At 56.3% G+C, this 20,286-nt stretch carries 22 protein-coding genes; 5 read left to right on the forward strand and 17 right to left on the reverse strand.

Translation table 11 applies throughout. The annotated features are described in order from the left end of the window. Positions 1-45: 45 nt before the first annotated feature. The 9 genes from B150_RS0114640 to B150_RS22570 form a co-directional block, all read right to left on the reverse strand. Complete coding sequence (locus B150_RS0114640) at positions 46-549, reverse strand: F0F1 ATP synthase subunit B family protein (RefSeq protein WP_020400689.1); 504 nt, start codon at positions 547-549, stop codon at positions 46-48. Between the two features lie 2 nt (positions 550-551). Continuing rightward, a complete protein-coding gene (locus B150_RS0114645; RefSeq protein ID WP_020400690.1) occupies positions 552-1,094 on the reverse strand; it encodes a F0F1 ATP synthase subunit B family protein in 543 nt (180 codons plus the stop codon). A 113-nt stretch (positions 1,095-1,207) separates the two neighbouring features. Beyond that, a complete protein-coding gene (locus B150_RS0114650) occupies positions 1,208-1,435 on the reverse strand; it encodes a F0F1 ATP synthase subunit C (protein WP_020400691.1) in 228 nt (75 codons plus the stop codon). Positions 1,436-1,505: 70 nt separating this feature from the next. Beyond that, positions 1,506-2,261: a F0F1 ATP synthase subunit A gene (locus tag B150_RS0114655; protein ID WP_020400692.1), complete on the reverse strand. Its 756-nt coding sequence runs from the start codon at positions 2,259-2,261 to the stop codon at positions 1,506-1,508. 39 nt (positions 2,262-2,300) lie between these two features. Next, a complete protein-coding gene (locus B150_RS21325) occupies positions 2,301-2,657 on the reverse strand; it encodes an AtpZ/AtpI family protein (RefSeq protein WP_025895879.1) in 357 nt (118 codons plus the stop codon). Positions 2,658-2,833: 176 nt separating this feature from the next. Continuing rightward, positions 2,834-6,295 carry a chromosome segregation protein SMC gene (gene smc / locus B150_RS0114665; protein WP_020400694.1) on the reverse strand — a complete coding sequence of 1,154 codons (3,462 nt, stop codon included), beginning with the start codon at positions 6,293-6,295 and terminating at the stop codon, positions 2,834-2,836. 69 nt (positions 6,296-6,364) lie between these two features. After that, positions 6,365-7,045: a DsbA family protein gene (locus tag B150_RS21330; RefSeq protein ID WP_020400695.1), complete on the reverse strand. Its 681-nt coding sequence runs from the start codon at positions 7,043-7,045 to the stop codon at positions 6,365-6,367. A 93-nt stretch (positions 7,046-7,138) separates the two neighbouring features. After that, complete coding sequence (locus tag B150_RS0114675; RefSeq protein ID WP_020400696.1) at positions 7,139-7,777, reverse strand: DsbA family protein; 639 nt, start codon at positions 7,775-7,777, stop codon at positions 7,139-7,141. A 15-nt stretch (positions 7,778-7,792) separates the two neighbouring features. Next, complete coding sequence (locus tag B150_RS22570) at positions 7,793-8,326, reverse strand: DUF721 domain-containing protein (RefSeq protein WP_020400697.1); 534 nt, start codon at positions 8,324-8,326, stop codon at positions 7,793-7,795. A 126-nt stretch (positions 8,327-8,452) separates the two neighbouring features. On the opposite strand from B150_RS22570, the gene mutY reads away from it, so the two are divergent. Beyond that, entirely contained in the window at positions 8,453-9,496 is a 1,044-nt protein-coding gene (mutY, locus tag B150_RS0114685; protein WP_020400698.1) for an A/G-specific adenine glycosylase, read from the forward strand. A gap of 3 nt (positions 9,497-9,499) precedes the next feature. Here the strand turns inward: mutY and B150_RS0114690 are convergent, their stop codons facing one another. The 5 genes from B150_RS0114690 to B150_RS0114715 form a co-directional block, all read right to left on the reverse strand. Then, on the reverse strand, positions 9,500-9,766 hold the full coding sequence (locus B150_RS0114690) for a hypothetical protein (RefSeq protein WP_025895877.1): 267 nt from the start codon (positions 9,764-9,766) through the stop codon (positions 9,500-9,502). A 748-nt stretch (positions 9,767-10,514) separates the two neighbouring features. Then, positions 10,515-11,579, reverse strand: a complete 1,065-nt coding sequence (locus B150_RS0114700) for a hypothetical protein (protein ID WP_020400701.1) — start codon at positions 11,577-11,579, stop codon at positions 10,515-10,517. A gap of 125 nt (positions 11,580-11,704) precedes the next feature. Beyond that, complete coding sequence (locus B150_RS0114705; RefSeq protein ID WP_020400702.1) at positions 11,705-12,694, reverse strand: hypothetical protein; 990 nt, start codon at positions 12,692-12,694, stop codon at positions 11,705-11,707. 64 nt (positions 12,695-12,758) lie between these two features. Beyond that, complete coding sequence (locus tag B150_RS0114710) at positions 12,759-13,874, reverse strand: site-specific DNA-methyltransferase (RefSeq protein WP_020400703.1); 1,116 nt, start codon at positions 13,872-13,874, stop codon at positions 12,759-12,761. A 165-nt stretch (positions 13,875-14,039) separates the two neighbouring features. Continuing rightward, a complete protein-coding gene (locus tag B150_RS0114715) occupies positions 14,040-14,690 on the reverse strand; it encodes a ribonuclease HII (RefSeq protein WP_020400704.1) in 651 nt (216 codons plus the stop codon). Positions 14,691-14,794: 104 nt separating this feature from the next. Here B150_RS0114715 and B150_RS0114720 point away from each other — a divergent pair, with 104 nt between their 5' ends. Together B150_RS0114720 and B150_RS0114725 are read left to right on the forward strand one after the other, a co-directional pair. Continuing rightward, positions 14,795-15,250: a PAS domain-containing protein gene (locus B150_RS0114720; RefSeq protein ID WP_162139709.1), complete on the forward strand. Its 456-nt coding sequence runs from the start codon at positions 14,795-14,797 to the stop codon at positions 15,248-15,250. Between the two features lie 381 nt (positions 15,251-15,631). Then, positions 15,632-15,889: a hypothetical protein gene (locus B150_RS0114725; protein WP_020400706.1), complete on the forward strand. Its 258-nt coding sequence runs from the start codon at positions 15,632-15,634 to the stop codon at positions 15,887-15,889. A gap of 43 nt (positions 15,890-15,932) precedes the next feature. Here B150_RS0114725 and B150_RS0114730 read toward each other — a convergent pair whose 3' ends face one another. From B150_RS0114730 to B150_RS0114740, 3 genes are all read right to left on the reverse strand, one after another. Next, positions 15,933-16,169 carry an HP1242/YdcH family protein gene (locus tag B150_RS0114730; protein ID WP_020400707.1) on the reverse strand — a complete coding sequence of 79 codons (237 nt, stop codon included), beginning with the start codon at positions 16,167-16,169 and terminating at the stop codon, positions 15,933-15,935. A gap of 216 nt (positions 16,170-16,385) precedes the next feature. After that, positions 16,386-16,625 (reverse strand): HP1242/YdcH family protein, encoded by a 240-nt coding sequence (locus tag B150_RS0114735; protein ID WP_020400708.1) that lies wholly within the window; start codon positions 16,623-16,625, stop codon positions 16,386-16,388. Positions 16,626-16,715: 90 nt separating this feature from the next. Beyond that, the gene (locus B150_RS0114740; protein WP_162139710.1) at positions 16,716-17,975 is read right to left on the reverse strand and encodes a DNA recombination protein RmuC; all 1,260 of its coding nucleotides are present in this window, start codon (positions 17,973-17,975) and stop codon (positions 16,716-16,718) included. Between the two features lie 176 nt (positions 17,976-18,151). Between B150_RS0114740 and B150_RS0114745 the strand changes: the two genes are divergently transcribed. Together B150_RS0114745 and B150_RS0114750 are read left to right on the forward strand one after the other, a co-directional pair. Next, positions 18,152-19,027: a phytanoyl-CoA dioxygenase family protein gene (locus B150_RS0114745; protein ID WP_020400710.1), complete on the forward strand. Its 876-nt coding sequence runs from the start codon at positions 18,152-18,154 to the stop codon at positions 19,025-19,027. 18 nt (positions 19,028-19,045) lie between these two features. Continuing rightward, positions 19,046-20,278 (forward strand): NAD(P)/FAD-dependent oxidoreductase, encoded by a 1,233-nt coding sequence (locus tag B150_RS0114750; RefSeq protein WP_020400711.1) that lies wholly within the window; start codon positions 19,046-19,048, stop codon positions 20,276-20,278. Positions 20,279-20,286 lie beyond the last annotated feature (8 nt).

Below are 20,286 nucleotides of genomic sequence, written 5' to 3' on the forward strand. Positions count from 1 at the left end.
CTCTGAACTTTAAATACTCGGAACTTTGAAATCCGTCAGCAGCAACTAGTGCAGCTTGCTGTCCATCTCGGTGATCGAGCGGTCAACAAGTGCGCCGCCTTCCTTGCCTTTAAGCTTGTCAGCAAGGATGGCAGATGCCGCCTCAACAGCCGCGTTGACCGCAACTGCTTTAACTTCTTTTACCGCATGGGCCTCAGCCTGAGCGATTTTCGCTTCAGCCGCGCGAGTGCGACGGGCAACCATGGCTTCGATGTCAGCTTTCGCTTCTTTCGCCATGATCTTTGCGTCTTCTTTCGCTTGAGCCACCATGTCGGCGGCTTCTTTTTCTGCGTCGCGGCGTTTGCGCTGATACTCGTGCAGGAGCTTCTCGGACTCCTCACGCAGCACTTGCGCTTCGTCAAGCTGGGCACGGATCGCAGCCGAACGCTCGTCGAGCATCGCAGCGATATTCTTGTGCGCCTTCTTCCAGACAACACCACCAACAAACACGGCGAATGAACCTGCTACCCAGAAGGTCGGGTCCATGTAAAAGGGTACGCCAGATGCCATGATTAAGCTCCCTTCACAGTGCCGAGGGCTGCTTTGGCAGCCTTGGTTGCGTCAGCCACGTCGACATCGACACCGCCAAGTTTCTCAACCATCTGTGCCGCAACTTCACCTGCCACTTCACCGATACCGGCCAGCGCTTCAGCGCGTGCTTTCTCGATGCGGGCCTCAGCTTCATCAGCCTTGGCACCAAGCGTCGCGTCAAGCTCTGCTTGTGCTTTGGCGATATCGGCCTGAATGGTTTCCTTCGCAGCAGCGATGGTTTCCTGAGCCTTCTTGCGCGCTTCGGCAACAGACACTTCGTAAGCTTCCTTGACTTCCTCAGCTTCCTTGCGGAGGCGTTCGGCAGTGTCGAGGTCGGTTGCGATGCGTTCTTCACGCTCTTCCAGAACCTTGGTCACACGCGGCAGGGCCATGCGCGACACAACGATGAAAAGAACGATAAAGGTCAGGAACAGCCAGACGATCTGGCTCTCAAATGTCGTGGCGTCGAACTGTGGAAGGCCACCTTGCCCGTGATCTGCCACTTCGGTGTGCGTTTCTGCCATGCTTTGTCTCTATCGCTTAAGAAGGACCACGAGAATACCCCCTGAGGGTCCCGTGGTCATTTCACTGTTGCCCCGGAAACAGTCTTCCGGGGCTGTATCTCAGAACGTCGTGATTAAACGACGAAGAGAAGCAGGATAGCGATCAGCAGGGCGAAAATGCCGAGTGCTTCGGTCAGTGCGAAGCCGAGCAGCAGGTTGCCGAACACTTTCGGAGCTGCAGACGGGTTGCGAAGAGCGCCCGACAGGAAGCTACCGAAGATGTTACCAAGACCAATACCAACACCGGCAAGCGCGAGGGTTGCGATACCAGCACCAATCATTTTTGCAGCTTCAACGTCCATTTTTCTCGTTTCCTTCGTTTATGAGAAGATTTGGATTATCTCTGGTTTAACTCTGAATTTCCTGTGTCTCTTAGTGTGCCGGATGCAGCGCATCATGCAGGTAGATACAGGAAAGGATGGCGAATACATATGCTTGCAGGAACGCAACAAGAAGTTCGAGACCTACAAGGAAGATGTTGAAAGCGAACGGCAGTACAGCCGCACCAGCGCCGAGGATACCGGCAGCACCAAGGCTGACGACAAAACCGGCGAACACTTTCAGCATGATGTGGCCTGCCATCATGTTGGCGAACAGACGCACCGACAGGCTGATCGGGCGGGTGAAGTAGGAAAGTACTTCAACCGGTACAATCAGCAGGTAAAGCGGCGCGGGAACACCCGACGGCACAAAAAGCTTCAGGAAGCCTACACCGTGCTTCGCGATACCGAGAAGCGTCACACCAACGAACACAACAAGCGCAAGCGCCAGGGTCACGATGATATGGCTGGTGAAGGTGAAGCTATAGGGCAGCATACCAGCAAGGTTGCCACCGAGCACAAACATGAAAAGCGTGAAGATGAAAGGGAAGAACTGTTTGCCTTCGCGGCCCACGTTCTCTTTCACCATGTTGGCGACAAATTCGTACGCCATCTCAACCATGGCCTGCCAGCGTCCCGGAACCAGCGCATTGCGGCGCATGCCACCAAGGAGGAATACGGTGAGCGCGGTCACCACAATTACCATCCAAAGGGAGCTATTGGTGAAGGAAGCATCAACCCCGGCAACTTCCATTTCGGCGATCGGGGTGATTTTAAACTGCTCAAGAGGTCCTGCCACGGCTACCATCTCTTTATTTGGGGCAACCCACGTTATGCGGATCGCTGGTCAATCTTTATCGGCTTTATCAGCCTCGTCTGCCTTCTTCGGCGCTTCCGCACCCATCTCAGGGTTGGCTTCCCGCTGGAGGCGCATGGCATCGCGGATCACATTCCGCAGCCCTGCCCCAAATCCCAGAAGCAGAAACAAAATCAGGAGAAACGGCGACGTGCCGAGCCATTCATCAAGGTTGACGCCGAGGATCAGTCCTACGACTACGCCGACAACCATGTGAACACCCATCGTGAGCGCTCTACCAAGCGGGGAAGGTTCTACGTCCCTGTCCCAGCCCTGAGCCTTCTGACGAGCGCGGCTCAAGCGCGCTTCAAAGGAACTTTGCTCCGGGTCTTTATTGTCAGTCCCCATTGCGTCTGAACCCTTGTTGAAACCGCGTTTGACCTACGTTTCTGCCGGGTCACCTCCCCCTTGGGGGAAGTGCCATAAAAGGCGCCTGCAACATAGTGAACGCCCTACCCTGTGTCAAGAACCAATAGAAATAAGTTAAGCCATTGAATTTATTGCATTTTTGTAAAAATATCGACTTAACCTGCTTCGCGCATTTCCGAAGCACGCTCTAGGTCGACAGATACGAGGGTGGAAATACCCCTCTCCGCCATTGTCACACCAAACAGCCGTTTCATGCGCGCCATCGACACTGCGTTGTGCGTCACGATCAGGAAGCGGGTTGCGGTGCGGTCGGTCATCTCGTCAAGGAGATTGCAGAAGCGCTCCACGTTCGCATCATCCAGCGGTGCGTCCACCTCATCAAGCACGCAGATGGGGGCCGGGTTAGTGATAAACACCGCAAAAATAAGGGAAAGTGCTGTCAGCGCCTGCTCCCCACCTGACAGGAGCGACAGAGCCTGCAGCCGCTTGCCCGGTGGGCTCGCAAAAATCTCAAGGCCGGCCTCAAGCGGGTCATCGGATTCGGTCAACTCAAGGTGCGCTTCGCCGCCGCCGAACAGGCTTTTGAACAGTTCACCGAAGTGATTGTTCACCACATCGAAAGCCGCTAGCAGCCGCGTGCGTCCCTCGCGGTTAAGGTTGCCAATGGCAGTGCGCAACCGTGCGATGGCATTTTCAAGATCCGCGCGCTCCCCTGTAAGGTGCGTCAGCTGTTCGTCAATTTCCGTCAGTTCTTCATCGGCGCGCAAATTAACTGCACCAAGGCGGTCGCGTTCACGCTTCAGCTTCTCAAGGTTATGCTCAAGCACGCTGGCGTCCGGTAGGCTGTCGCTTGCCTCAAGCCCTACCTTTTCAAGGAGATGGGTGGGCGCGCACTCAAAGCGTTCGCCGATCTGGCTCGCGATATCCTTGCGGCGGTTGACTGCGTTTTCAACAGCGGCTTCGGCGCGGATTTGCCGTTCACGCGCGCTTGCCTGCCCTTCGCTGGTTTCCTTCAACGCCTTATCGCGCTCCGCCAAGGCAGCCTCAGCGGCACGCAGCTTATCACTTGTGTCCTTGCGTTCATTGTCCGCAATCTCAAGCGCACTCAAAAGCGCCTGCCTACGGTTCTCAATATCTTCCGGGCTGGCTTCAGCGGCGGCGAGCTGCTTTTCAGTCTCAGCCTGCCGTTCATCAAGTGCTGCAATCTGCTTGGCCGCGCTTTTGACCCTGAGCTCCCACGCGCCCGATTCGGTCCTGATCGCGCTCAGACGGTCGTTCCTAACATCCGCTTCGCGCCGCAGGCTGTCGTAGGCTGCGCGCGCGTGACTGAGGTCGGAACGCAGCGCTTCCACGCGGGCGCGCATGGCCTGCAGTTCTTCCTCAAGCTTGGCGTTTTGCGGCAGTTCCGCCACTTTGGCATCAATGGCGGCCTGCCGGGCGAGACTTTCTTTCTCTTCTTCCGCGAGACGCGCCAATGTGTCCTTGAGCATGGAAACCTTGCTTGCACGCCTGCTGGCCTCCTGCTCCGCCGCCACATGGGCACGCCGCGCGTCGCCAAGTGCTTTTTCAGCATCGCTGCGCACTTGCCGCTGCGCAGCTTCCGCATCGCGTGCCTTTTGATGTGCGTCCGATGCTGCAATTGCCGCAACCGCAGCTGTCTCGGCCTTCTTCTCCGCGTCGGCCAATTGCGCCTCAAGCGCTGTCAGGCGGTTGCGACGTTCCAGCCGGATAGCGGCTTCGCTGGGCGCGCCTGCGCGCTGGCAAAAACCATCCCAGCGCCACAGTGCGCCATCTTTCGACACCAAGGTCTGGCCGGGTTTGAGGCCTGCGGCGGCGCGGTCACCATCCGCACCGTCTTGCAGTAAACCGGTGTAAGCAATGCGCCGCGCGAGCACCTCCGGCGCCTCCTGCACATGCGGCGCAAGCGATGTAACGCCGTCAGGCCATGCGGGTGCCTCCAAGGCGTTCCGTGCTGTCCAAAAGCGCGACGCACCGACCGCTATGCCGGCCTCAGCGTCATCACCAAGCGCCGCGCCAACGGCAATCTCGAACCCCGGTTCCGCCCGAACGTCCATTGACACAGGACTTTCGTCGCCCTCGCCGTCATTTTCAAACATGCGGCGCAGGCTGGATACCTCGCCCGTAAGGGTTTTCACCCTGCCCTCATGCTCCGACTTCACGGCGTCGGCATCGCTGCGGCTCGCGCGGGCCTGCTGGGTCGCAGCCTCTGCACTCGCAAGCGCGTCTGTGGCGTGCGTCAGCCGTTCTTCACCTTTGGCAACGGCTTCCTCCGCGGATTTGAGTGCGGAAAGCACTTCGTCTTCCGCCGTGATCGCTGCCATTTCGCCCTTCAGGCGTTCCTGTTCTGCAATCAGTTGATCGGTCCGGCGGGCAATGGCGAGCTTATCGCTTTCAAGGCTCGAGCGGCGCGCGCGCGCCTGGGCTGCCTGCTCTGACAAGGTGTCAAATTCCGATTCGCCCGCATTCGCGGCTTTTGCCGCCGAATCGAGCGCTTCCCGCGCCTTGACCTCATTGGCCTTTTCGCTGTCGCGGGCTTTCTCCAGCCGCTCCCGCTCGGCCCGCAGTCGCTCGACAGCCGCTGTTGCGTCGCCGGAGATATCCTGCTCCCGCGCTCGGTCCGCGGCGATTTGCTCAAGGCTTGCACGCAGGTTGCTCGCGGCTTCCTTGCGGCGCTCGGCTTCTTTCTCGAGGTTCTCGCGTTCGATTGTCAGGCGCTGGAGTTTTGCGGCCGCCTCTGCGTCTGCTTCACGCAGTGGCGGCAGCGCAGCTGCAAATTCCGCCTGCTCCTTGGAAAGGCGCGCAACAATCTCCGTCACTTCACCTGCCGCGCGTTCCGCCTCACGCAGGGTACGTTCAAGATTGATAACGTCCTCGGACGCGACCTTCCATTTGATGTACAGGAGGCTGGCTTCAGCTTGCCGGATATCGCCAGAAATACTGCGATAGCGTACAGCCTGTTTGGCTTGGCGCTTCAGGTTCTGTACCTGGCTTTCCATGCCCTGAATAACATCCTGAAGTCGCGTGAGATTGCCCTCGGCACCCCGCAGGCGGCTCTCTGCCTCCTTGCGGCGGGTATGAAGGCCGGAAATGCCGGCGGCTTCCTCAAGGATCGCACGGCGGTCCTGCGGCTTCGCGTTAATCAGCGCACCAATGCGGCCCTGGCTTACAAGCGCAGGCGAATGTGCGCCTGTGGCGGCGTCAGCGAATAGAAGCTGCACATCCTTTTGCCGCACATCCTTACCGTTGATGCGGTAAGCGGAGCCGCTCTCCCGCTCGATCCGGCGTGTGACCTCAATGGTGTCTTCTTCGTTATATTCAGGAGGGGCGGTGCGGTCATGGTTATCGATCACGAGGGTGACTTCGGCCATGTTACGGGGCGCACGTTTGTCAGTGCCCGCGAAAATCACATCATCCATGCCGGAGCCGCGTAGCGACTTGGCACGGTTTTCACCCATCACCCAGCGGATGGCTTCAAGAAGGTTGGATTTACCGCAGCCGTTCGGGCCGACAACGCCTGTCAGCCCGGGCTCGATATGAAGCTCGGTCGGGTCAACGAAGGACTTAAAGCCCGAAAGTCGCAGACGCGAAAACCGCATGGCGGCTGATGCTCCCCCTAAACACAAAAGCCGTAGCGGGCACCCCTCCCGCTACGTCTGCGACGCGCCTTAGTTCGCGCCGATGGCTTTTGTCAGCTTTTCATCAAGATCGTCAAAGTTGGTGAAGTCCATACGTTCGCCGTTCACGAAGAAGCTCGGCGTGGAATTCACCTGATAGTCGTCCACCGCAGTTTTGGTGAGCGCCATTAGATGCTTGTGCATTTCCTTGTTGTTCACGCACTTGTCAAACTCGGTACGGCTGATACCAACCCGGCGCGCAAGCGATGCCAGTTCATCAACTGGGTTCTCGGACCGCGCCCAGTCATACTGGCGTGCGAAGAATACGCTCATCAGCTTCTGCGTCACTTCCATGTCGCCGCAGCGCGCAACAGCAGACGCCATAAGGTCAACCCGGTTCATGATGAAGTTCCGGTAGAGGAGCTTCACTTTGCCGGTATCAATGTATTTCTTCTTGAATTCCGGGAAATGCTCTTTCGAAAAAGTCGCACAGTGCGGACAGGTGAGCGACGCATATTCTACCACGGTAACCGGCGCGTTCGGGTCACCGTATACAATGTCGCCCCATGTGCCTTCGGCCGCGGCCTGCTCAGCGGTAAGCTCGGTCGCCGGCATGTCAAATTTGGCGCCGCCCGTCGTACCGGTTTCGCTGCTGTCCCCGCATGCAGCCAGCATAAGCGCCATCGAGGCACCGAAAGCATAGCGAACAAATGCGCTTCTGTTGTAGCTCATAATATCTCCACCCACTATATATTGTGTTTACATTGCAAATCTTGTGATGACGAGTCTTTTTTGGCCGCCAGCCGATGGCTACCAAAGGCCACTTTACTTAGCAGCTTCAATCGCTTCCTTCAGGGCCTCATAGGAGTAGCCTTTGATCTTGGCGCCGTTCACAAAAAGCGTCGGCACCTCATCAATCTGGTAGCTTTCAATGCCGAAATTGCGCATCTCGACCAAATGCTCCTGCAAGCTGCGCGAGGAAATACAGTCGCCAAGCTTGTCCTTGCTCAGGCCGTGTTCGACCGCGATTTCTGCCATAACCTCATAAGGGTTATTCGCACGAACCCAATCATTCTGGCGCTGGAAGAAAACTTCCGTCAGCTCTTTGGTCTCAGCCGGCCCTGCCGTGCAGCGGCTGATGGCAGCAACCGCCATGTCATAGCGGTCGCGCACGAAGTTCCGGAAAATGAAGCGCACTTTGCCGGTGTCGATAAAGTCAGCTTTGAGCTTGGGGAAAATTTCGGAGGTGAAGCGAGCACAGTGCGGGCAGGTAAATGACCCGTATTCCATCACTTCAACTTTTGCAGTTTTCTCGCCATAAACGAGCTCACCGCGGACGCCGATGCCATCATCCTCGACAGCTTCGTGGGTCTCCCCCGGCTTGTGGTCATGATCATGATCCTGCGCAAAGACGGCAGGCGCAAAGGCCAGAAGGACGGCGGTGATCACTGCTTTATATGTCACGAATCTTCCCAATCGTTATTTGTCTTTTTTCGCGCCCGAGAGGACATATTCCCCTAGGCTTTTAACCGCTTCGCGAAGCGGGCTCAACTCCCCATCACCCACAAGTGTGGTCAAATTGCGTTTGGCATCTGCACTCAGCGGCGCTTTGGCGATCGGCCGACGGTCGCGCTTGCGCGGCAATGGCCCCTGCCTCACCTCAAGCTTGGCCACAGCCGCATATCCGAAGAAGCTGTTGACCATCTCGATCACCCGCGTTGCCTTGTGGGTAAGAAGCGGTGCAAACGCGCCCTCACAGCGCACAACAAGCGTGGCCCCCATACGCTCCCCCCGCGGAAAACGAAGGTCAATTGGCACGGTGCTGTCGGCAAGATCAGGACCCACGATATGTGGCCAGCGCGTGATCACCTCAACCTGGGCGAAACCTTTTTTGCGAATAGCACCAGAGAGGAAAGAGCGTGCAACACTTGATGCGGAAGACGTGCGCCGAAGACGGTCGGACGCTTTCTGCCCGTCGTCCTTCTTACTGCCTTTCGCTTTCGCGGCTGCCACGATTACATTCCCCTCAAACCTGCTGCCATTTTACTTGCAAGCTGCAAGCGCGGCGCTATGGTCCTGTGCTACCTGATGCCCGGTTAGCGGGCAAGGAGAAACCGTGGACTTCAGCGCCTTGTGATCATGAGTATCGCCGACAAACTTCTCGACTGGTATGACGCAAACCGACGCACACTGCCATGGCGCGCTGCGCCTGGCGAGCGGGCCGAGCCCTATCACGTCTGGCTGTCTGAGATCATGCTGCAGCAAACCACTGTTACGACCGTTAAAGGCTATTTCGCCAAATTCCTCGAACGCTGGCCCACGGTGGAGACGCTAGCGGCGAGCCCACTTGAGGATGTGCTTGTGGAATGGGCGGGCCTTGGCTACTACGCCCGTGCGCGCAATTTGCACAAATGTGCGACAGTTGTTGCGCAGACGCACGGTGGCCGGTTCCCGGAAACGGAGGTAGAACTGCGCAAACTTCCCGGCATCGGCGACTATACGGCGGCAGCCATCGCGGCGATTGCGTTTGGTGAAAGCGCGGCTGTTGTTGACGGCAATGTGGAGCGGGTGGTCAGCCGACTTTTCCGCATTGCGGAACCGCTGCCCGGCGCGAAAAAAGCCATCAAGGCCCACACTGCAGACATCACCCCGACGGAGCGCGCGGGTGATTTCGCCCAAGCCATGATGGACCTTGGCTCCGGCGTATGCACACCGAAGAAGCCCAAATGCCTGCTGTGCCCTTTGAACCGCGACTGTGCTGCAAAAGCCGAAGGGGATATGGAGACATACCCCGTCAAAGCACCCAAGAAAGTAAAGCCGACCCGGCGGGCGGTCTCCTTCTGGTTAGTGCACGACGGCCATGTGCTTCTGGAACGGCGTGAGCCAAAAGGCTTATTGGGTGGTATGCCCGGCCTATTCTCCACACCGTGGACAGAACGCACCAAATTCCCCGGTAAAGACGAGTGGTTAACGCACGTACCTACCAATGACTATTGGAAGCCGGTTGAAGGGGTGGCGAAACATACCTTCACCCACTTCCACCTGGAAACGCGACTGGTGGCCGCGAAAGCCAGCGCGCGCCACAATGTCGAAAATGGCTTCTGGCATCCGATTGACGCCCTTGATGAGGTTGGCCTGCCAACGGTATTCCGCAAAATGCTGATGATTGTGCCGAAGTTGTAGCGGTCAGTCGACCTGTGGCCAATTGCGCATGCGTGCGCTGCAGCGCAGATGCTCCGGGATCAACACACCAAGGAAGGCGGCAAGGGAGATGAAACTCGCGACCGTGCTGCCCTCCAGCACGCCAAGCACCAGCATCTGCACCAGCATGCCACCCACAAGCATCAGGAGGAACGGCCCAAGCGACATTAGCTGCCACGCCCGGTTCCAGTATTCCTGAAATGTCATGCCCGTTGCCACGACCGGCCTGCCGCGCAGAACAGAGCGCAGCACTAAAATTGACACCCCTGAGACAAGACAGAGCCAAGGGATGATAATGACAAAAGGTACCAACAGATCTGGCAGATGCAACCGGTCACCAAATGCCACACAAAGTGGCATATGTGCGACGACACCAAAGAATGCAAAGGCGGTAAGTGGACCCAGACACTTTGTGAGTTTCTGTCGCTCCGCCTCACTCACCTGATAGCCCCGCCGCCACGAACGGAGAAACAGCAGATGCCCATCCCTCCTGCGTAAAAAGGCGTTGTCGTACATATTGAGAAAGTCGAGCATATTCCCCCCAAAAGCCCAGCCTTTAGGTTAAAAGATACGCCTTTTACGTGTATTGGCAATGATTATGGGGCTGGAAAGAAAAATGGGCCGCGTTGGCGGCCCATTTTCTTGCGTCACAGAAGAGCGATCAGGCTTCCAGATAGCTCGGCGATTTTTTGCCGGCCTTTGCTGCCTTTTTTGCTTTCTTGTCGAGAAGCGGTTTTTTCTTCACTTCTTTTTTCGCACTGCGTTCTTTGCTCATTCTTGTCTCCGAACAAACAATAGGCGTATGGCCTTGAGGCCGCCGCCAGACCGGGGCGACCGAAGGGCCACACAAATATCCGGTGATGGAAATCATGTCGGGATATCGGGCGCAAAATCAATATGGATTAGAAAAGATTGTGAATGCAAAATTGTAGGCCTGTTGCCAGTCAGGCTCCCCTCGTCACGGACGAGACCCCAGGCCTTTCGCTTCAACGACACCGCACTATCTTTGCTTCTTCGGCTTCTTCTTTCTGCCGCGGACAGGCGTGTCTTGAGAGGCAGCTTTACCCACTCGAATGAAATCACGAATTTTTTGGCGCCACCTGCGCTGCCCTCGCCGCTCTGCCGCGAGCTTGAGTGCGAACAATCCTAGACGTTCCAGATACTCGATTTTCTCTTCCTCGGTCTCTTCCATCTCAGGGATTGGCCTGGTCAGGGTATCAACGAAGGGCGCGAGCCGAGGATGACTGAAATCCATGAACTCTGCCCGGCAAAACATTCGGGCGATATTGGCGAGCATAGGCGGCACATAGTGAAAATCTGAAAACGCCGCGTCATAGACCTCGTTTGAACGAACGAGCTTGCCCATGTCAGAGTTGATGTTTACGACAGACAACATCAACTGCGTTGCCATATCGATACTTTTGTTCTTCTCGAAGGACCGACGCTCGATAAGTGCATCAAGAGCATCCGCGGGCACACCAAGGTGGCCGTAAAAAGTTTCAAGCAGCGATGTCCGTACGTCGTCATAACACCGGACATCAAGCTTTTCCGTCCCGAAACTGGCTTCCCATCTGGAGAGAAGCTCAGTGTAGTTCAGGCGGCTCGTCACCTCATACGCGAGGGCTTCATACCGCCGGACTGAGCCTGGTCTTTTGATCTGCTCCCCGCATAGGCTAAGTGCATACTCATAAACATTCCTGAGATAGAGAATAACCTCGACATCAAAGGGTTTCAGGATTTGTGCGAGGGCCTCAATGTGTTGCGGTGCCGCGGTAGAAAATTCCTCACTGGAGATTAACAATACGCGCGCACCAGACGCTTCTGCTTCTCGAACACACGCGTGAATGAAATCCCGCACTTCCTCAAACTGGCCCTGTCTGAGCAAAACTGCAACATCTGCAAGACCACGCCTGTAGGCCTCCCGGTCAACTTTGGGAACAAAAATACCGTGTTCCGCAAGGAAATCGCTATTGCGGAAAATTAACGACTGAATAGCGGTCGTACCGGTTTTATGTGTACCGATGTGAAGGTAGATTTTCATTTTTGCCCCAATATCGCGAGCCAATCCTTTTAAATTTCATCCTCCTTATAGGACGAAAGCCTTGGGCGCAAAGAAAAGGCGCCCTCCCCGGGCAGGGAGAGCGCCTGGATCAGCCGCGCGGACGGGCATCCACACGGCCGGAGGTAACATCATGTAGGCCGCCGCTTACCCTTCAGGCGGAGCCAAAGCGGAAAAAGGGCGCTGGCCTCAAAGCGTTTACGCCGTACCATACGCCGGGAAAATTTTGCAAGGGACGCGAAATAGGCGGCCTGCTCTGCAGTGCTTGGACGATTTGGCTTGTCTGGTGCCTTGAGCAACCATTCACGAAACGGGGCCAATAGAGGATGTGCCATCTTGGCATCAGCCCCCACACAGAGGCTAGCGACAATGTCCCACACCATGGGGGATTGAATGCCCGGCCCCTTGAAACTTTGGAAATAAGCGTCCCGGCTCCGGCCAAAGTCGCCGCCCGTATCGTCGGAACCGACACTTGCAAGCAGCATATGGATGGTCGGATCAATGCTCTGGTTCGCGGACGGTTTTAATTTTGAGGCGACAAGTGCTGCAGGCACCCCGAGACGATCAAAAAAGGCAGGCACCAGCTCCTTCTTTTCCTCATCATAGCTGCGGACCTCAACGGCGCCGCCCGGCACCACCTTTTGCCAAAGTTCAATGATTGCCGTGTAGTCAAGGCTTCGTTGGATGGCCCGATGGAGAATTTCAGGTCGCGGCCTGCGGCTTGCATATTTGAGGTTCTGAGTGAAAGCACTGCGGGCGTAGTCGAATACGTTGCGGAAGTAGACAATAACCTCCACGTCATGGCCATCCAGCAACTTCATAAATGAAGCCGATTCTGCCTCAGAGGCGTGGCAAAAGCCTTCACCAGAGAAGAGGATGCTATGCGCACCCTCTTTCTGTGCGCGAGCGATGGCACGTGCCACGAAGTCTGCGACCTTCGCTTCCTCGCCTGCCTGCAGCATCCGCCACAGCAGTGAATGCTGGCGGCTCGTATTCTTCAACTCACGGGTTCTGGGCCAGTAGATGCCGTGCTCAGCGAGCAGATCAATATTGTCCTCGGCAAAGTGCTGAATAGAGGTGGTGCCGGTTTTGTGGGTCCCGATATGAAGGTAAATTTTCATGCTTCAAACCCCGCCCGCTTGGCACCCGCCAAAGCAGGTGCTGCGCCCGGCACCAATCCGTTTTCTAATTAAGTTCTGCACGAACCTGCTGGCGGAACACATCAATCGGCATCAGCTCGCCTTTTTTCTCAACGTGCCAGAAGGTCCAGCCATTGCACGCCGGCGCGCCCTGAACGCTTGCACCCACCTTGTGGATGGAGCCCTTCTCGGCATCGGCAATCAAGGTGCCGTCGGTGCGTACACGCGCGGCATAGCGGCGGTTGCTGTCAAAAAGCGTGGTGCCCGGCTTGATGAGACCCCGCTCAACAATGGAACCAAATGGAATACGCGGCTGGCTGCGTTTGCTCTCAGTATAGCCAAGCGCTTCATCGTCCAGTTGCTCAACGCCTGCAATACGGTCACGCGCAACCTTGATATAGTCGGTCTCACGCTCGATACCGATATAGTTGCGGCCCAGCATTTTGGCGACAGCGCCGGTAGTGCCTGTACCAAAGAATGGATCAAGCACCACGTCACCCGGTTTGGTGGAGGACATCAGCACACGGTAAAGAAGCGATTCCGGCTTCTGCGTCGCGTGAGCTTTTTTGTCACCGTTTTTGAGGCGCTCGCCGCCAGAACAGATCGGCAGGGTCCAGTCGGACCGCATCTGCGTGTCGTCGTTCATGGCTTTCATGGCGTCATAGTTGAACGTGTAGCCGCCCTTGTCCGCAGACTTCGCAGCCCAGATGAGCGTCTCATGCGCGTTTGTGAAACGCGTACCGCGGAAATTCGGCATCGGGTTCGACTTGCGCCAGATCACATCATTGAGCACCCAGTACTCAAGGTTCTGAAGCGCGGTGCCAACGCGGAAAATGTTGTGGTAGGAGCCAATGACCCAAATGGTGCCGTTGTCCTTGAGGATACGGCGCGCGGCCGCCAGCCAGCGGTAGGTAAATTCGTCATAGGCATTGAAGCTTGCGAACTTGTCCCAAGCGTCATGCACACCGTCGACCTTCGAGTTATCGGGGCGCGACAGCGTTTCCTTGAGCTGCATGTTATAGGGTGGGTCTGCAAAAATAACGTCGACCGACTTTTCGGGCAGCGCATTCATTACATCGATACAATCGCCCTGAACAATCTTGTTCAAAGGCAGCGTTTTAAGCCCGCCACCCGTGCGGGTCGCGCTCTTTGCTTCAGCCATCTATTTTCTCCGTCCCAAGCTGCGGGCCCCGTCCCTGGAGCCACCGACCGGAATTGCCCTATGGGCGGCATTTTTGCTCAAATTCCGGCGAGTTGTTGAGGAGATTATGATTCCGACTCGATTCGGCGTCAAGCGATTCTTTAATATGAATCAGTTAGTTATAAGCTATTCTTCATTCAGAATCTGCCGAATCGGCGCAAAAGATTTTCGGTGATGAGGCGTCACACCCACAAGCCGTAGTGCAGCCAAATGTTTCGCAACACCATATCCTGCGTTTGATGCCCAGCCGTATTCAGGGTGATCTTCGCCGAGTTTTTTCATCATGCGGTCGCGAAAAACTTTCGCGACAATACTCGCCGCTGCGATGGAAAGTGACCGCCCGTCCCCCTTGATGATCGTCCGCGTCGGCATCTTGAGGCCGGGCGCACGGTTGCCGTCCACCAATGCCGCCTGCGGCACATGGGCAAGCCCACTCACCGCGCGACGCATCGCCAGCATGGAAGCTTCCAGGATGTTGATCTCGTCAATTTCCGCGACACTGGCTTCAGCAATTGATACCGCGACGGCCATTTCATGGATCGCATCATAAAGGCCTTCGCGCTTCTTCTCGCTCAGCTTCTTGCTGTCATTGAGCCCTTCAGGTACGCGCGCCTGGTCAAGAATGACGGCCGCAGCGACTACAGGTCCTGCAAGCGGGCCGCGCCCCACTTCATCCACCCCGCACACAACATCGAAGCCTTCACGCGCGAGTGCAGCCTCAAACCGCCAGTCCGGGCCGCTGGTCATATCGATGCCATTATGTTCAAATAAATCCATGTCGCTGCACCGTACGTATGAGTTGTCTGGGGGTACGGATTACGAGGATGTCAGCCTTGACCATTCATGCGCCCATTAGGCATTCTGTCACCCAAGCCCCAACAATGCGGACCATATTGGATATGCACCCGATTGCCAAAGCTTTTGACCGGTATTGGCGTCGCCTGAAGGGCGATCGTGAAGTGCCGCGCTTCCTCGACTTCAATATCAATGACGTTCCAGACGAAGCATTACCCTATATGTCGCTGGTGCAGGTGGAAAACCATCCGCGGCGGTTCCGCTACCGTCTTGCTGGTACGTCAGTCGTTGCGGCTTATGGCCGCGACATCACGGGCTTGTGCCTTGATGAACTGGATACCGGCGGCAAATACGAGGCCTATGTCCACAACTTCAACCAAGCTACGGACGACCGCATCGTCAATCGCACCTCGGATGAATATGAGCTTGAGAATGGCAGGCTGTATCGCTTTGACGGTCACCTCTATCCCTTTGAAGGCGTGCGCGGCGATATTTCCCGCATCATCATCCTCGCCATCGATGACTGGCAGGCAAATCATTAATTTCCGTTAACCATAAAATAAAAAAAGAAGGCGCTCCCCAGGGAACAGAGGAACGCCTATCAGTGCTTGGGTAGGTTTAGGAAAGAATAGCAGAGCGGCTCGCGCACGCTCTCAACTCAAAACGTGTGGGTACTCAAAACAGATAAGGTTGGCCGGGCCGGGATGGGCGCTTGGGGCTAGGGTCAGGGGGTATCGTCCGCACCCCTGCCCGACCGGAACCTGCTGCTGCTCTAACGCGTCGATGCACAGAGACTTAAGCTAAATACAACAGCGGGTTCAAAGCTCTTCCGCTTAGGCTGCGAACGGAACGCGTGCCAGCCTTACTGAACGCCGCTTGCGACGCCAGGTGCGGGTATCTGCCCGCGGACTTGAGGCTGGGATATGGGTGGCGACGGAACGGGAGCCCGCATCGCGCATGAATTCGGTAAACATGTCTATCTCCTCGCTGTAAATGCAGTTTTCTGCTTCAGCTATGCGTACCGCTTGTTTTTGCTGCGCGGCACTTTGTTGTTACTGTCGTTTGTCGCCGTCTTATTGAGTGGAGTCTTTGCTCCCGGCTACATGCTTAATTTAGTGTTTAGGCTTTTTCTTTTCAATGGGCCTCACCTCATTTATCGCACCGTTCACCGCAATTTGTGACACGGTTGTGCCACAATGCCGGAGCGCGGTGCGATACGCGGCTTCAGTGGGTGAGCATGTAGAATATTTCGTCCTTGAGCCGTACCCGCTCTTTCCTGAGCCCATTCAGGTCAAAGGTGCCATCCCGGCCACCTTCTGCCTCGATGCTGCAAATAAGCTGGTTCAGTGTGTTATAGGCCCGTGTGACCCTGTAGAAATGCTGGTCGGAACAGATAAGGGACCAGAACCTTGGTTCTTTACCTGGAATTTCTTCCAGGATCTTGAACGGAATGTAACGCATTTTACTACCTCTCGACTACCCAACGGCAGGCAATCTACAGAGGTGAGGCAGCCGATATCTTGACAATGGTCAATGGCATCAAGTCATGACCGACCATCAGGGCCCCATTACTTAAAATTTTAGAATTCAGGTGCACTAACTTCTTGAGAAAAAATCATAAAAAGAAAGGGCGGCGCCACCCGCACCGCCCTTTCCCGCGCGCCTGAACTAGCCCCCTCAGGCCGCTTTCAGCAGCGCATAAATTTCATCCTTGAGCTTGATGCGTTCCTTGCGGAGTGCTTCCTCATCAAACTGAGACGCATGATCTTCACCAATCTCGAGCCGATGCACAGCTCGGTTCACGCTGTGATATTCGTCGAACAAGCGGCGAAAGTGTGCGTCACTTTCCTTGAGATTGTGGATGGCTTCAGCAAACTCGGGGAAGTCTTCCTTGAGTTCATGGGGGGTATGGCTCATCGCCCGTTCCTTTCGCAGTTTCTTATGTAAGCAACATGCACAGGTACAGGCGATACCGCTTTGACCTTGGTCAACTATGTAAGGCGAGCGCTATTTCTGTTCGTAACCGCTGTCATCTTCCAGCAGCTCTGCGGCTGTTCCGTCTTCCACCGCCTGCACGTTCTTAAGCGCACGCAGCATCACATTCTTACGGGTTTCAAGCTTCTCGATATGCTTTTCCATGGCATTGACATTCTTGCCCATTGCACTGATTTGCTCACCGTATTTCTCAAACTCGCGCTTGACCGCACCGAGTACTCGCCAAACTTCGGCGGCATGCTCTTGCATGGCCATCTGCTGGAAGCCCATGCGGAACGTAGTCAGAAGTACCTGAAAATTGGTTGGCCCCGTAATGGTCACCGCGAGTTCACGCTGGATGCTCTCAACAAAGCCTGGCACCCGTAGCATTTCGGCATATAGGCCTTCTGTCGGCAAAAACAGTATTGCTGACGGCGTTGTGTGGGGTGGATTGATGTATTTCGTCGCCACATCCTTTGCGAAGCCCCTAACCCTGCTAACCAGCAGTTTCTGCGCAGACGCAATGCCGTCGCTGTCACCTGCCTCTACAGCGGTCAGCAGACGCTCGTAGTCTTCGGTTGGGAACTTGGCGTCCACCGGCAAGTATATTTCTTCTGATGTGCCGGGCATACGGATGCCAAACTCCACATGGCCACTGTTCTTCCCGCAGTCATAGTTTGCAACAAACTGGTTGGGGGTCAGAATATCTTCAATCAGCAGACCTAGCTGGACTTCGCCAAATGTTCCACGCGACTTCACGTTGGTGAGCACGCGTTTGAGGTCACCTACTCCGGATGCAAGGGTCTGCATCTCACCAAGCCCCTTGTGCACCTGCTCCAGCCGTTCGGACACTGTCTTGAAGCTCTCGCTCAGGCGCTTTTCGAGCGTCGTTTGCAGCTTCTCGTCCACGGTGCGGCGCATCTCATCAAGCTTCTGGCTATTCTCGACGCGCAGCTCTTTCATCTTTTCGTCAAGCTTGTCGCGGAACTGCTGCTGCTGTGCGCCCTGATCCGCGCCCAGTTTGCGCACGGTCTCAGAAAGCGCAGCAATCGCCTTTCCCATCTCTTCCCGGTTTTCACGGAGCTGACCCATCAGTTCGGTCCGCGACGCCTGCTCACGCCGCTCAGCGCTGGCGGCCATATCGCCAAGGCGGCCATCGATTCGGATCAACTGCCCATCCATCTCGCCGCTTGAAAGCTCGTTTTTCAGTGCCGACAGGCGCGTGAACAGAAAGAGCACAAGCAAAACAAGCAGTGCAACACCCGCCAACATAGCGATTTCAAAGATGGTCATGGACATCCCCCAGGGAAAGAACTCTCCTCTCTCACCTAGCCCACACACACGCACCCTGCAAGGCTTGACGGTGCGCAAGACCTGTGCATTTTATCGCAATCAGGAACCCGGCCTAAATCAACCTCCGTGGGACGACGTGTCCAATCGGCGGGCTGGGAACCATCCAGGAGCAGGAGATGATCCCTCGTTTTGATGCGAGCAGCTTTAAAGGCATTACCCCCGAGATGCGGGAAGCCTTTGAGAGAGACGGTGTATTGGTCCTCGACGGCCTCGTAAGCGAAGCCGCATGCGACAGCCTCAGGAAGCACATGGCAGACATGGTCACGGACTTTGATGTCAGCGCCCACAGGTCCGTTTTCTCAAGCACCTCTGAGGCCCACGCACAGGACCAGTATTTCCTTCAGTCCGGCCATGAGACACGTTTCTTCCTTGAGGAAGAAGCTTTTGACGCTGACGGCAATATCACCAAACCCAAGGAACTTGCGCTCAACAAGGTTGGTCATGCCATGCATGACACCGACGAGACCTTCTCTGCCTTCGCGCGACAGGAGGCTTTCCGCACCATTTGTGAAGGGCTTGGTCACAAGCAGCCGCTGCCACTTCAGTCCATGTATATCTTTAAGCAACCGCATATTGGTGGCGAGGTGGTCTGCCACCAGGACGCAACCTACCTGCGTACCGAACCTGAAACCTGCCTAGGTATCTGGGTTGCCCTTGAGGATGCGACAACGGAGAACGGCTGCCTGTACGGCATTCCCGGCGGCCACAAGACGGGCGGCGTGCGCGCGGCCTTCCGCCGTACGCCGGGCGGTGATAGCACCTACACCGAAACGCTTGATGACACCCCGTTTGATGAAGACAAAAAGGTGCCACTACCGGCGCCCAAGGGTACCGTTCTGGTGTTCGGCGGGCTGTTCCCGCACATGTCTTCCGCCAACCGGTCGGACAAGTCCCGGCATGCCTACACGCTGCATGTGATTGACGGCGCGGCCCATTATCCGGCAGATAACTGGTTGAGGCGGCCGGAACACCTGCCACTCAAAGGTTTTTGAACACATAGGTAAAAACGTATGACCCGGCTTGTCATTATTGGCGGCGGCCACGCTGCCGCACAAATCGCCACTTCACTCAGGATGAAGAAATTCGAGGGTGAGGTGACGCTCATCAGTGATGAGCCGGTCGTACCCTACCAGCGCCCGCCGCTCTCGAAGATGTATCTGTCCGGCGAGATTACCGCCGAACGGCTGCCGATCCTGCGCGAGCAAGCGTATGAAGCTGCCGGTATCAACCTGAAGCTTGGCGTGCGCGCCACGGCAATCGATCGTGACGGCAAGACCGTCACCCTGGCCGACGGTGAGGTCATCGGCTATGACAAGCTCATTCTAGCCCTTGGTGGCCGCGCCCGACGGCTTGACTGCAAAGGCGCGAACCTCGCCGGCATCCATTATGTGCGCACCATGACCGATACAGACGCCATGCGCGGTGAATTCACATCTGCGCGTCATGTGCTGATTGTGGGCGGTGGTTACATCGGCCTTGAGGTCGCGGCCGTTGCGCGCAAGGCAGGTAAACATGTGACCGTAATTGAGGCGGCTGACCGTATTCTTGCCCGTGTGGTCGCACCTGAAGTGTCCGAGTTTTACACCCATCTGCACAGCGAAGAAGGTGTCAATATTCTCACCGGCGAAATGGTCGCTGAAATCGAAGGCACTGACCGCGCAAGCGCTGTCATCACCGCCAGCGGTAAACGTTTCGAAGCCGATATGATTGTTGCTGGCATTGGCCTTATACCAAACGCCGAGCTTGCCATCGCAGCGGGACTGGGTGCAACAGAAGCGGGCATATCTGTGAACGAGCACTGCCAGACGACAGCCCCTGATATCTATGCCGTGGGCGATGTCAGCTGGTTCAAACATACGTTTTATGGCCGCGAGATGCGCCTCGAATCCGTGCAAAATGCTGTCGACCAAGCCAAAGTCGCAGTCGAACATATGATGGGCGAGGATGCGCATTACGACAGCCTGCCATGGTTCTGGTCAGACCAATACGGCCTGAAACTCCAAATCGCGGGGCTATCCACCGGCTATGATACACTGGTAGTGCGTGGTGACCCACTCGACCGCTCGGTCGCGTTTTTCTATATGAAGGACGGTGCGATCATCGCGGCGGACTGCGTGGGCCGTATCGCCGAATTCATGAACGCTAAAAAACTGATTGCAGCGCGTATAAAAGTGCCTGCTGCCATGCTTGCGGACGACAGTCGCCCGTTCAAGGAAATCGCTGCCGAACTGCTGGCAGAATAAAGGAAGCC

The organism is Kordiimonas gwangyangensis DSM 19435 = JCM 12864, assembly GCF_000375545.1.
Taxonomy (GTDB): Bacteria; Pseudomonadota; Alphaproteobacteria; order Sphingomonadales; family Kordiimonadaceae; genus Kordiimonas; species Kordiimonas gwangyangensis.

Coding starts and splice junctions, on each gene's coding strand:
- B150_RS0114640 (WP_020400689.1), bottom strand. CDS start 549: ATGGCATCTGGCGTACCCTTTTACATGGACCCGACCTTCTGGGTAGCA.
- B150_RS0114645 (WP_020400690.1), bottom strand. CDS start 1,094: ATGGCAGAAACGCACACCGAAGTGGCAGATCACGGGCAAGGTGGCCTT.
- B150_RS0114650 (WP_020400691.1), bottom strand. CDS start 1,435: ATGGACGTTGAAGCTGCAAAAATGATTGGTGCTGGTATCGCAACCCTC.
- B150_RS0114655 (WP_020400692.1), bottom strand. CDS start 2,261: ATGGTAGCCGTGGCAGGACCTCTTGAGCAGTTTAAAATCACCCCGATC.
- B150_RS21325 (WP_025895879.1), bottom strand. CDS start 2,657: ATGGGGACTGACAATAAAGACCCGGAGCAAAGTTCCTTTGAAGCGCGC.
- smc (WP_020400694.1), bottom strand. CDS start 6,295: ATGCGGTTTTCGCGTCTGCGACTTTCGGGCTTTAAGTCCTTCGTTGAC.
- B150_RS21330 (WP_020400695.1), bottom strand. CDS start 7,045: ATGAGCTACAACAGAAGCGCATTTGTTCGCTATGCTTTCGGTGCCTCG.
- mutY (WP_020400698.1), top strand. CDS start 8,453: ATGAGTATCGCCGACAAACTTCTCGACTGGTATGACGCAAACCGACGC.
- B150_RS0114705 (WP_020400702.1), bottom strand. CDS start 12,694: ATGAAAATTTACCTTCATATCGGGACCCACAAAACCGGCACCACCTCT.
- B150_RS0114710 (WP_020400703.1), bottom strand. CDS start 13,874: ATGGCTGAAGCAAAGAGCGCGACCCGCACGGGTGGCGGGCTTAAAACG.
- B150_RS0114715 (WP_020400704.1), bottom strand. CDS start 14,690: ATGGATTTATTTGAACATAATGGCATCGATATGACCAGCGGCCCGGAC.
- B150_RS0114720 (WP_162139709.1), top strand. CDS start 14,795: ATGCGGACCATATTGGATATGCACCCGATTGCCAAAGCTTTTGACCGG.
- B150_RS0114725 (WP_020400706.1), top strand. CDS start 15,632: ATGGGTGGCGACGGAACGGGAGCCCGCATCGCGCATGAATTCGGTAAA.
- B150_RS0114730 (WP_020400707.1), bottom strand. CDS start 16,169: ATGCGTTACATTCCGTTCAAGATCCTGGAAGAAATTCCAGGTAAAGAA.
- B150_RS0114735 (WP_020400708.1), bottom strand. CDS start 16,625: ATGAGCCATACCCCCCATGAACTCAAGGAAGACTTCCCCGAGTTTGCT.
- B150_RS0114740 (WP_162139710.1), bottom strand. CDS start 17,975: ATGACCATCTTTGAAATCGCTATGTTGGCGGGTGTTGCACTGCTTGTT.
- B150_RS0114745 (WP_020400710.1), top strand. CDS start 18,152: ATGATCCCTCGTTTTGATGCGAGCAGCTTTAAAGGCATTACCCCCGAG.
- B150_RS0114750 (WP_020400711.1), top strand. CDS start 19,046: ATGACCCGGCTTGTCATTATTGGCGGCGGCCACGCTGCCGCACAAATC.